The 11,378-nt window shown below is 55.4% G+C and carries 8 protein-coding genes; 3 read left to right on the forward strand and 5 right to left on the reverse strand.

Annotation, left to right across the window (positions count from 1 at the left end; genetic code table 11):
* The first annotated feature begins 39 nt into the window (after window positions 1–39).
* Entirely contained in the window at window positions 40–2,376 is a 2,337-nt protein-coding gene (locus AB6O04_RS04390) for an FG-GAP-like repeat-containing protein (RefSeq protein WP_368562561.1), read from the forward strand.
* Window positions 2,377–2,794: 418 nt separating this feature from the next.
* Entirely contained in the window at window positions 2,795–3,979 is a 1,185-nt protein-coding gene (locus AB6O04_RS04395) for an acyltransferase family protein (RefSeq protein ID WP_368562563.1), read from the forward strand.
* Here AB6O04_RS04395 and AB6O04_RS04400 read toward each other — a convergent pair.
* The 5 genes from AB6O04_RS04400 to AB6O04_RS04420 all read right to left on the reverse strand — a co-directional run bounded on the left by AB6O04_RS04400 (window position 3,976) and on the right by AB6O04_RS04420 (window position 10,645).
* Window positions 3,976–4,920: a lysylphosphatidylglycerol synthase domain-containing protein gene (locus AB6O04_RS04400; protein ID WP_368562564.1), complete on the reverse strand. Its 945-nt coding sequence runs from the start codon at window positions 4,918–4,920 to the stop codon at window positions 3,976–3,978. The genes AB6O04_RS04395 and AB6O04_RS04400 overlap by 4 nt on opposite strands.
* Window positions 4,917–5,648: a class I SAM-dependent methyltransferase gene (locus AB6O04_RS04405; RefSeq protein WP_368562565.1), complete on the reverse strand. Its 732-nt coding sequence runs from the start codon at window positions 5,646–5,648 to the stop codon at window positions 4,917–4,919. Before AB6O04_RS04405 ends, AB6O04_RS04400 begins: the two co-directional genes overlap by 4 nt.
* Window positions 5,638–6,807, reverse strand: coding sequence for a glycosyltransferase (locus tag AB6O04_RS04410; RefSeq protein WP_368562566.1), 1,170 nt, complete (start codon window positions 6,805–6,807; stop codon window positions 5,638–5,640). The genes AB6O04_RS04405 and AB6O04_RS04410 overlap by 11 nt, the downstream gene beginning before the upstream one ends.
* Before the next feature lie 142 nt (window positions 6,808–6,949).
* Window positions 6,950–9,028 (reverse strand): glycoside hydrolase family 99-like domain-containing protein, encoded by a 2,079-nt coding sequence (locus AB6O04_RS04415; RefSeq protein ID WP_368562567.1) that lies wholly within the window; start codon window positions 9,026–9,028, stop codon window positions 6,950–6,952.
* Between the two features lie 9 nt (window positions 9,029–9,037).
* Window positions 9,038–10,645, reverse strand: a complete 1,608-nt coding sequence (locus tag AB6O04_RS04420; RefSeq protein WP_368562568.1) for a 4Fe-4S dicluster domain-containing protein — start codon at window positions 10,643–10,645, stop codon at window positions 9,038–9,040.
* Between the two features lie 109 nt (window positions 10,646–10,754).
* On the opposite strand from AB6O04_RS04420, the gene AB6O04_RS04425 reads away from it, so the two are divergent.
* Entirely contained in the window at window positions 10,755–11,375 is a 621-nt protein-coding gene (locus AB6O04_RS04425; RefSeq protein WP_368562569.1) for an alpha-ketoglutarate-dependent dioxygenase AlkB, read from the forward strand.
* Window positions 11,376–11,378 lie beyond the last annotated feature (3 nt).

Raw genomic sequence — 11,378 nt, forward strand, 5'->3', positions numbered from 1 at the left:
GTGCAGGGCCAGGGGTTATCCATTCAGATTGAGGCTTACATGAAGTTTCGGGTCGGCGCGTGCGCCTTGTTGGTATGTCTGGCCGGGTGCAGCGAAAAAGGCCCGAATACGGATTTCGCCGAACTGCGCGGTGCGGCGGCAACGAAGGGCGCTACTGCACAACTTCCCAAGCTTCAACTCGGCCGGGCGGCCGCAAAATCCATCGCCAATGCGCCCGATCGCGGTGCATTGGTGAGCTACCAGAACAAAGGCGCTCCGACCAAACGCGAGGGTGCCTTTACCTTCTACCCGGTTGCGATCAGTGAAGACCATGCTCTGAAGGCGCTGGTGACCGGGGAGATGTCCATGCCGATGCCAGACGGCAGCCAGGTCAAGCTCAAGTATGAGCGTCACGACGAAAGTCCCGATGGCAATTGGACCTGGATTGGCCGCGTCGTTGGCGGTGATCCGCAGCAGGAAGCCATTGTCACCTTCGGCGAGAAAGCGGTGTTCGCATCGATTCCCCAGGCCAACGGCGCGCCGCCACTGAGTATTCAGACACGCAACGGCGCCTTGTTCGCGGTGCAGACCGATCCCTCCAAGGTGAAATCGCCGAACAAGGGGCACAACGACATGTTGGTGCCTGCGGCACTGGCAGTGCGTGAAGCGGCCGCCGCCCAAGTCCAAACGAATGCGCAGGTGTCGCAGAACGCCATCGCCCAGAATGCTCCTCCAACGACCGCCAATACCGTAGACGTCGCCATCGGTTACACCGCAGGTTACCGCGCGGTTTACGGAAGCCAATCGGCAACAACGACCCGCCTTATCTTCCTGATCCAGGTGGGCAACCAGGCATATTCGAATAGTTCGATTAACGGTTATCTGCGCTTGGTAAGTGCCACGGAAGTAGCTTATACCGACGGCAACGCCAACCAGACCGCGCTGCACGAACTGACCGGCAGCAACGGAACGTCGAATGTGGCAATCCCCGCTTCATTGACGCCGCTGCGTACGGCGCGCGATCAGAACGGCGCAGATATTGCAATCCTGGTTCGAGATTTCCAGCAGCCTGAGCATCAGGGGTGTGGTATTGCCTGGCTGATAGGCGCAGATCAGCGCGAAATCGTGCCGAGCGACGCGCAATGGGCTTACGCGGTAGTCAGCGATGGCGATGACACGGGTTCTGACGGCAATAGCTACTACTGCGCTCCGGAAACCTTGGTCCATGAAGCAAGCCATTTGATGGGCTCGGCCCATGACGTGGCAAACTCGCCCAATGCCAGTGGCCGCTATCCTTATTCGTATGGGTACAAAACCACCAACGGCAACTTCTTTACCGTCATGGCGTATGGCGACGAGAATCAGACGCCCTATCGCGTTTTCTCGAATCCGAATCTCACGACTTGTGGTGGGAATGCTTGTGGCGTAGCAAACCAGGCGGACAATGCGCGCAGCTTGAATCAGACGATTCCCGTTGTCACACAGTTCAGAGCCGCGGTAGTCCCCATCGCCGGTTGGAAGTTGAGAAGTGGTGAAGTAAATGCTGATGGAAGACAGGATCTGATCTTTTCGAATGAGGACACTTATCACGTCAGTTATTGGTTGATGAATGGCTTAAGTGTCGTGCAGAAATCCGCGAGCCGGCGGACTGGTGCTGGAGACGTCCTTGTAGCTACTGGTGATTTCAACGGCGACGGCAGGCTAGATTCAGCTTGGGTCACTGCTGCAAATGATCTCTGGTTGTGGCTGGGAAATGGAGTCGATTTGGCGTCGACTTACGCGAAAGTGGCGCGGCTAGGTAGTGGTTGGAACGTAGCTGCGGCAGGAGACGTAGATGGCGACGGCCGGGATGATCTAGTCTTTGTCAATCCATCGCCAAATCGGTATACCTATTGGATTATGAACGGCACTACCATCGTGCGTCAGGGTTCCCCAAAAGCATTGGGAGCAGGAGAAACCTTGGCTGCCAGTGGGGATTTTAATGGTGATGGCAGGCTCGACTTGGTTTGGAAGAAGAACCTCGACCTTTGGATGTGGTTGGGGGACGGCAACAATCTAAGTGCGACATACAAGAAGATCGCAACACTTGGCGCTGGTTGGGAGGTCAAGGCGGCCGGCGATATCAATGCAAATGGCAGAGACGATTTATTCTTTGTCAATCCAAGTCCGAATCGCTATACATACTGGCTAATGAATGGCACTACCATTGTCAGCCAGGCAAATCCGGTGAGTCTGGGAGCTGGAGACACACTAGCCACAAGCGGTGACTTCAATGGAGACCGCCGACTAGATCTGGTTTGGAAGACGCGCACCAATGATCTGTGGGTATGGCTCGGAAACGGCACCAATCTTTCCGCACAATATGCCAAGATCGGAAATACGGATTCGATCAACTGATAGGCGCAGTCCATATTCCATCAAGAGATGGAATATGGATCTTTTCAGTTCGTCGGTTGTATCTGTAGGATATTCGCGCTTTCTAGCTTGAAGAGATCCCATATATCGCAGTTCCAGAAACCAGCAGTCGTTGCGATGCTGGAGACCGGTGGATTGGGTGTGTTCGGGCGAACTGTTCCCGCGAGTCCCCGTATTTGCTTAGTCCGACTCTGGTGAATGAACTGTGGAGCAATGCCATATATCGGTCTTGACGTGCCCGATCATATGCGTCAAGAGCAGCGGTAGGCGGCTGCTTCCTGCTGAAATGAGGCTTTCGATGTCTGTCAGCCAGGGGGAGGGCGCGAAAAAGTGGATTGAACTAGCTTCCGGTGCATTTTCATAAGAAAATCATCGCACAGAAGAACTAGTCGGTTTGTCGATGAAATCAGTAGGGGCGATTGAGCGTTTCTATTCGCTGGATGTGCTGCGCGGGATTGCGGCATTGAGCGTCGTGTTGTGGCACTGGCAGCACTTTTTCTATCACGGAACCGAACCGGGCTCGTTCGACATTCGTGCTTTGCCTCTCTTTCACTATTTCCCGCTGCTTTATACCAAGGGCTGGCTAGCCGTCGATCTATTCTTTGGGCTTTCGGGATTTATTTTCTACTGGCTCTATTCCGAGAAGATCTCAAGGAAGCAGGTGTCCTTGAAAGAGTTCGCAATTTTGCGTTTCTCACGACTTTACCCGCTGCACTGCTTCACATTGCTGTTGGTGGCAATAGGTCAGCTAGTCCTGTACTTCAATGGTGAGCAGAGCTTCGTCTATGAAAATAACGATCTCAAGCACCTGCTCCTCAATTTGACGTTCACGTCCTCGTGGGGATTTGAGTCCGGTTATTCATTCAATGCGCCCTCTTGGTCCGTATCAACTGAGGTGTTGCTGTACCTCACATTCTTTCTCGCCTCGAGATACGCGCCAAAGAAATTTTTTGTACTTGCTTTGTTTTCCCTTATCGGGTTCACAGTGCTGGCAAAACTGCACTCACCAATTGGCAGGGGGGTGGGGTCTTTCTATCTTGGCGGATGCGTTCTTGTTATTTATCGAGCCGTAACAGCTTCCAGTTTGAGGCACTACTTCGAAATAGGCGTATGCGTTCTATGCCTGCTAGCCTGGGGAGCCACAGTTCTACTTGGGCTGGAAGGATTCGAGTCGGTCAGAAGTGAGATCCTGGAGGTCGGTCCCAAGCTTGGCCAGCTCAATGGGATGACAGCCAACAATATGCACACAGTTTGGGTAATCTGTGCAGTCTTTCCGTTGACGGTGCTTACCCTGGCTCTGCTTGAGCGCTACACCTCTGTTGCGGTTAGGCGTATCTCCTTCATCGGCGACATCTCTTACTCGTCCTATCTACTTCATTTTCCGTTGCAGCTGGCTTTCCATCTCTGCTTCGCCAACCCTTCTCTCTATTATCGTCCCGAGCTGATGGCGCTATTCTTTGCTCTGCTAATCACGCTCTCATTGTGCAGCTACCATTTCTTCGAGGTGCCACTTCAGAAGCGTATACGTAAGATCCTTCCAAAGCAGCCAAGCCAGCCCGTTCCCTTGGTTAGCCAGCCGGGCTAGATCGCGGTTTCTGTTGGATGTCGACTCCTTAGCGCAATCCCAATCAAAAACACAAGGCCATCCGACAAGGTGGTAACAAGGCGGAGAATCGCTGCTGCGAGAAGTGCGTTCTGCTCCCCGATTAATGGCGACAAGCCTAATAGCAGGCACAATTCCCTGACCCCCAATCCTGCGGGTGCTCCCGGGAGCAGGAAGCCCAGCAGCCAAGCCGCAGAATAGATGCTGACTATCTGAAAGAAAGCCGGATAGAAAGCGAGCTCTGCTGGCGTGAGACTGGCTGAAATTGCAAACAACGCCGCACCACCCAGGCCAAAATTAGTCAAATGCATCAGCAGATTGCCGGCTAGGGTCCGTGCATTCTTCATGCTCACCAGATCCCTGTGCCGCGCCACGACGGTCCGCAGATAGTTGCGGAAAGGGGGCATCAACAGCGCGAATGCCACAAGTGCAACTATTGTCGCCAGGATTGAAATGGATGTTCTGACAGCATCTACGTCGCTATCTTTCAAAAGCGCTGTAAAGAGCGACAGCCCGGGGATGCTGCAAAACAGCGCGGCAGCGATCACCATCATGCTGTCGACCACGATGCTCAACAACGTTGATTCGCCAGAAATACCTGCGCGCTTAGAAAGCAGTACACGACCAACATGGTGGCCAATGTTTCCTGGAAGATATTTTGCGAACTGCGATAGCGCAAGAATCTTGAGAGCCAGTGTGAGTTCTATTCTTACGCCAAAGCAGCGTAACGCCAGTAACCATGATCTTGAAGCGCTGATGTAAGTCAGGATGTATAGCGCCGATGCAGCGGTGAACACCAATATGTTGTCGGTTCCAAGCTGTACGGCTCGAATCGACTGCCAGTGCATCGAAACAGCGCGGAGAAAGAAAAAAATAGAGGCTGCGGTGACGAGCAAGCCAATGATCAGATATAGCCGCTTCACCGATGGCCTCTTCTAAGGAGGTAAATGATGGTTGGAATCACAGGCATCGCCAGTGCCAAAATCCAGGCCGGTATGCTTCCGGCGTGCTTTGCTGCTAACGAGTCGGGGCATTCTATGCGGAGTGTCTCTTTAAGGGCTGTTATTGTTACGTCCTCAAACTCAAGTCCGCACTGCCGAAAAAGATGTTCTATGCCGCGGGCGCTGAGGGGGCGGCAATCATAGTAGTTTCCTTTGCGCGCGGCGCGAACATAGGCGCTAGATACTCTCTCTGGGAGCCAGCTGAGCAATGGAAGTCTATAGTGCGGTTCAAACAGTCCCCATTTGTTCGGTACCGCTAAGTAGGCGACACCTTCGTCGGACAGAACTCTTTTGATTTCCTTTAAATGGTGAACTTGGCAATCTTCAGGCCCTACGTGTTCTATGACATGGTTGGATATGACAAGATCAAAGTGATTGTCTGGAAACTGAAGGGAGGTTCCACCGACGATGCTGAACTTGTAGCCTTCGCTCTCAATGCGATTGTCTGCAACATCAACTGCGTAAAAATCGGTGGTTTCCGACATTGTTGAAAGAACATGGGAGATGACGCCCGAGCCGCAACCGATCTCGAGGACTCTTTCGCATTGTGAGAACCTCCCCTTACCAACGATCGACACAATCTTGTTGGCTTTGTTGATGCGGCTGTTGCGGTCAAGAATCGCGTGCGGGAGGCGCGCCCTATCTGTCATCGGTGCAATTCCTTGAAGAGATGGAAGTCTCGACGGGATGGACGAGCGACTTTACCGTTGCTGCGAGTGAGTCCCAGTTCCAACGTTGAGTGAACGCAGCGATGCGGATTGAAAGAGCAGCGGTCTCCTCGCGGGTCATTGAACGAATAGATGCAGCAAGTGCGTGCTTGTCCCCGGCGTTAACCAGGAATCCGGTCTCGCCGTCAATCACCACATCGGGCAAGCCGCCAACGCGGGTTGCTAGCACCGGTTTAAGATAACGGTGGGCTACGGCAGCCACCGCGCTGCCGGTTGCGGTTCGATATGGAAGGACGACGACGTCGGCTCTGTCAAAGAACTCGGCAGCCTCCTCATCGCTTGTATATCTCAAATGCAACTCCAGCCTTGGCCCGAGCCGGCGGGCCGCCTCGAACAGATCATCTGTCTCCCCCCATGATTCCCCGACAACCGTTAGATAAACGTCTTGATCGTCCAGAAACTCCATGGCTTCCAAGAGCACATCCAATCCTTTGTAGGGACGGATGAAGCCAAAGAAAAGAAGTTCCAATCTCCCACGCTTCGCCATTGTCCCTTTGGGAGAGGGGTAATGACCATAGATCGGAATTGGATGAAAAAGCACCCTTTTACATGGGTAGCGGCTTCTTAAGATGTTCAGGTGTTCCGTCGAATGCACCAGGTAGGCATCAGCCATGGACAGGGCGTGTCGGGCCACGCTTGACTTGATGCCGGTAGCGTCGTGATCCTCAAGATTGTGGCATATGAATGCAATCTGGATACCCTTCCTCTTCAGCAGCCAAGCAAGAAAAAAGAAGCATGGCCCCCAGAAGATGGTCCACCAATGGAAAACCACGAGAGCAGGTGCGCGACGAAGGATGTCCCTGTATGTCTTCCACCAAGTGACCGGGTTTATGGAATCTATCGAATAGACGATTCCTTCTTCGACGTGATTGGAGAGCGCGGAATCGACGTCGCTTTTCCCTGGGTAAAGCCATCGTGGATATTGACGCGAGAAAGAAACGCCGATGCGCGACAACTGAAGACGAAGCATCGAGCGCATCAATGCGGTGTTGTACTGCGATATCCCGCCACGATACGGAAGTACCGGGCCGATTACGACTACTTCCCCGGTGGGAGATGTGTGACGAAGGTTCTGCGTCATTTATTTTGGTCTTCGGCGAGAATCATGCTTCTGGTGGACATCGAACTAGTAGCCTCGCGATTGGCCCTGTGGGCGAACATGCCGTCCTCTCTAATGCGGGACTGCATCAGCTTGGCCACGCCCCGCCAAGAAGGTACCAGCATCACGTTGGCGTCCGGCGCGCAAATGGATAATCAGATACCTTGCACCCCAAGGCCTGGCAAACAGCAGCTGCACTTTCGACGCTGAAGCCTCTCGATTCGACGACAATGCAGAACATGCGCTCTAGCGCATGAGACAATGTTCCGTCGATCTGTCCAGTCTCTTCCTCGAAGTCGTGTTCATATATATGGCCGTCAAAGAGCGTCCGTATGGCATCCAGTCGCACCCAAAACATGCTTCCGGAGGCAAATACAGACTCGCTCGATGGTGCATTCAATCCTAGCTGATCAACCACGGATGCGACGACTTCTTTGCTTGCCCCCCAGAACGATGTCAGTGGCAAGATATGTCCTTCTGCCGCTACCAAGCCAAGCGTCGAACTCTGCTGGAAAGCGGAGATAATGGTATTAGCGCGATTCTCGCCCAGCAGTTGTTCCAGTAATTCCTTGCGCCACAGATCGCCGTCATTCCGGTGCAGAGAGCGTTTGGTGTGAAGTTTGAGCACGACATCAATGCCTTTGATGTACAACTGGCTGCAGAGTTGTAGAAACGGGAGAATGTCCCGCCCTCGGTTGTCGACAAGAATCACGTGCGACGAGAATCCATAGCTGGCGATCTTCGTACGAACATCGGATTCAAGGTCAGCAGAGGTGGTAACCACAACGTACCAATCGAGCCCACTTCGGCCGAGAAACGATAAAATCTCGTCCAAAGCTTCAAAATACCAAACATGTATCGCGGCGCAGTATCGCAGTGCCGATGGGATCGTGGGCGACGTGAGCGATCTGCCTAGGGCTTGTCGCGTCGCTTGCAAGTTCGCGTAGCCCAACGTGGCCGTTGGCTCCAGAATGGCGCCTTCCGCCCATTCGTTCCAGGCGTTGATAAAGATCAACGGCGGAGTAGGCTCTTTATCCAACTGGTTGGCAATGGACTGCGCCAGCCAATCTTGGTAGAGCCCTGGCGAAGAGTGCTGAAAGACGCGACCTTTTGAAGAACGCCTTGCCTCGTTATCCCAACTTGGATTGACAGCGGAATAGGTCAGGTATTCGGTATTTGCGCGTTGTCGTATCTCTGCGGCCATAGTGCGCCAGTCAAGGATTTCCCCAGAGAAATCGGGATTGATGAGCTGCATGCCTGAGGTGATAGGCAAAGGACTGGTGAGATTCGGCGGAAACTCCACCGCAGCGTCAAAGCCAATCGCGCGCGGATCGGGTCGTTCGAAACTCTGCACATAGGCTAGATGAATCTCGCCGATGCCGTTCTCGAAGCACCATTGGCGCCATCTTGCCGCGGTCGCCGCCATGTCGGGAAACAAACCTGGCCGATAGATCAGCAACATAGGTTTGCCGTCGACGCGCAGATAACGCGGGTCGCGCATGTATTCGGCAACGTGCGCGATGAAGGCTAGGTCGTCTTCAGGGCTGTGTTTCTGATCTACCAGTATCTCGTCGCCGCGGCCATCCCAAGTGCGGGTCCATTTCTCGTTGGCCCAGCAAAGGCAGAAGGATAGATTGATCGACGGGTCCGCCAGCCAATTGCGCAGTGGGGTCTCTAGAAGCGTCTTGCCGCCGAACCAGTAGAAATAGAAGCAGAAGGCACTGATGCCGTATTCGCGCGCGAGACGTGCTTGTTCGCGCATGACTTCGGGATTGCGCAGGTCGTAGAAGCCTAGATCCCCCGGCAGCTTAGGCTGGTGATGGCCTTCGAACTGGGGCAGCGCCCGGGTAACATTGCGCCATTCGGTGAATCCTTTGCCCCACCACTCGTCGTTCTCCGGAATAGTGTGGAACTGCGGCAGGTAGAACGCTACCAGAGTTGCAGGAAGCGGATCTGGCAGTTCGCCTTTGGCGTACGGAACATAGCCGATGGCGCGCTCGTCGGAACGAACATAAGGACGGCGGACTCGCGTCCCTTCCGAGACCTGTCCCTTGGGACTTGGCGGAATAAGATTCGAGTAGCGGTCGAGAAATCGCTGCCGTAACTTGTCTCGCGTCGCCTCAGGCATAGGCGCGATACGGAATGCCGTGCGTAGTGCGTAGAAAAGTCCGGTACGAAAACGGCGGTGCAGGGGCTGTGCCAAGAGGGTGCCTTACAAATTCTGATAATTCGGCCCCGAGCCACCTTCCGGGGTTACCCAGGTGATGATCTCGTAGGGGTCTTTGATGTCGCAGGTTTTGCAGTGAACGCAGTTGGCGGCGTTGATCTGCAGGCGTTTGCCGGTGTCGTCGGAAACGATTTCGTAGACGGCGGCGGGGCAGAAACGGGTGCAGGGGTTGTCGTATTCCTCTGCGCAGCGGGTGACGCAGATAGAGGTGTCGAGCACGCGCAGGTGTACGGGCTGGTCTTCGTCGTGTTCTGTGGCGGCGTAGTAGACGCCTTGCAGGCGATCGCGAGGAACCAGCGTGCGGTCCACGTAGTCTTGCTTGGGCTGCTCGTGCTCGCCGACTTTATCCAGCGATGACCAGTCTGGGGTTACCTTCAAAGTCCAGGGCGAATGGCCGCCCACGGCAGTTTCCCAGGCGCCATTCAACAGACCGAACCACAGCCCCTTCTTGAAGCCGGGCTTGATGTTGCGAACCTGTTTGAGTTCGGTCATCGCATCGGAGGCGCGCAGCTTTGCGTCGAAGCCGGCGCTGTCCAGCGATTGCGCCAGATGTTCTGCCGCGAGCATGCCGCTGCGGATGGCTTGATGAGTGCCTTTGATCTTGGGCACATTGAGCAGGCCGGCCGTGTCGCCGATCAGCAATGCGCCGGGCATTTCCACTTTTGGCAGCGACTGCCAGCCACCCGTGACGATAGCGCGCGCGCCAGCGGAAAGAATGTTGCCGCCCTCCAGCAATGGCTGGATCAGCGGATGGTTTTTCCATTGCTGGAAAGCTTCCCAAGGCTTGTACTGCGGGTCTTTGTAATCCAGCCCGCTGACGTAACCCAACGCGATCCGGTCGTTGTCCAGGTGATAGAGGAAACTGCCGCCATAGGTCTTGTTGTCCGCCGGCCACCCCAGGGTATGCACGATCTTGCCGGGCTTGGTACGGCCTGCCGGCACCTGCCAAAGCTCCTTGATGCCGATCGAATACGCCTGCGGGTCGCTGTCCTTGTCCAGTTCAAATCGTTTGACCAAGCGCTTGGTCAAATGGCCGCGTGCGCCTTCGGCCAGCACGGTGACTTTGGCGTGGATATCAATGCCGGGTGTGTATCCGGCTTTGGGGGAGCCGTCCTTTGCTACGCCCATGTCGCCGATGCGCACGCCGATGACCTTGCCTGCGTCGTCGTGCAAGGTTTCCGAGGCGGCGAAGCCCGGATAGATCTCCACGCCCAAGGCTTCGGCTTGTGGTGCCATCCACGCGCACATCGCGCCCAGACTGACGATGAAGTTGCCGTGGTTGCGCATGCCGGGCGGCAGGATCGGGAATTTGCGTCCGCCGGTTTTATTCAGAAACCAGAGCTCGTCCTCGCTGGCGGGCACGCAGATCGGCGGGGGATTGTCGCGCCAGTTGGGCAGTAGCGCGTCCAGCGGGCCGGGCTCGATCACCGCGCCGGAAAGAATGTGCGCACCGATGGTGCTGGCCTTTTCGATGACGCAAACGGACAGCTCGGGCTTGAGCTGCTTCAGGCGAATCGCCAGCGCCAGCCCAGCCGGCCCGGCACCCACGGTGACGACGTCGTATTCCATTACATCGCGTTCGACATCGGTCATCAGGGAACTCCAGTTGGCATTTCGGCTTCGGCTATTTTCGTGGTTTGCGTCGGGTGGGGCAAATCCGCCAGGATTAGGGCGGCTACTCAAGGGATGACAGGCGCTGGCCATGACCATACCAAAGCGGCCGCCCGCGAATGGGATTTCGCCGAGTTTGCCCGGCGCGGCGCTGTGGTTCTCACCGCAGTGGCTGCGCCCGGTGGAAGCGGATGCTTTGTTCGCCCAATTAATGGCGGAGATTCCATGGGATGTCCATCGCATCCGATTGTTTGGTCGGGAGATCGATTCGCCCCGGCTGAGTTGCTGGATGGGTGATCCTGACGCCGTTTATCGTTATTCGGGGACACGCTTCGTGCCGCACGCCTGGCACCCTGCATTGCGGACGCTGAGGGAGCGTCTGGAGAGCGAATTCGCCGCCACGTTCAACAGCGTGCTGGCGAACAGGTACCGTAGTGGACGCGACGCCATGGGCTGGCACAGCGATGACGAGCCGGAATTGGGCGCGGCGCCTCTGATAGCTTCAATCAGTCTTGGCGCGACGCGACGGTTCTTGTTGAAGCATCGCCAGGAACCGGAGCGAAAACTGGAACTGCCGCTGCCGCATGGCAGCCTTTTGCTGATGTCCGGCGAGACCCAGCGCAACTACCGGCATGCATTGCCGCGCACCGCGAAACCGGTAGGGGAGAGGATCAATCTGACGTTTCGTAACGTCCTCAGGCCCAGCATTTGATGT

Origin of the sequence: Pseudoxanthomonas sp. UTMC 1351, from assembly GCF_040948865.1 — a bacterium.
GTDB lineage: Bacteria > Pseudomonadota > Gammaproteobacteria > Xanthomonadales > Xanthomonadaceae > Pseudoxanthomonas_A.

What these genes read in the sequence shown, in the direction of transcription:
- AB6O04_RS04390 (WP_368562561.1), top strand. Translation starts at nt 40, where the DNA reads ATGAAGTTTCGGGTCGGCGCGTGCGCCTTGTTGGTATGTCTGGCCGGG.
- AB6O04_RS04395 (WP_368562563.1), top strand. Translation starts at nt 2,795, where the DNA reads ATGAAATCAGTAGGGGCGATTGAGCGTTTCTATTCGCTGGATGTGCTG.
- AB6O04_RS04405 (WP_368562565.1), bottom strand. Translation starts at nt 5,648, where the DNA reads ATGACAGATAGGGCGCGCCTCCCGCACGCGATTCTTGACCGCAACAGC.
- AB6O04_RS04410 (WP_368562566.1), bottom strand. Translation starts at nt 6,807, where the DNA reads ATGACGCAGAACCTTCGTCACACATCTCCCACCGGGGAAGTAGTCGTA.
- AB6O04_RS04420 (WP_368562568.1), bottom strand. Translation starts at nt 10,645, where the DNA reads ATGACCGATGTCGAACGCGATGTAATGGAATACGACGTCGTCACCGTG.
- AB6O04_RS04425 (WP_368562569.1), top strand. Translation starts at nt 10,755, where the DNA reads ATGACCATACCAAAGCGGCCGCCCGCGAATGGGATTTCGCCGAGTTTG.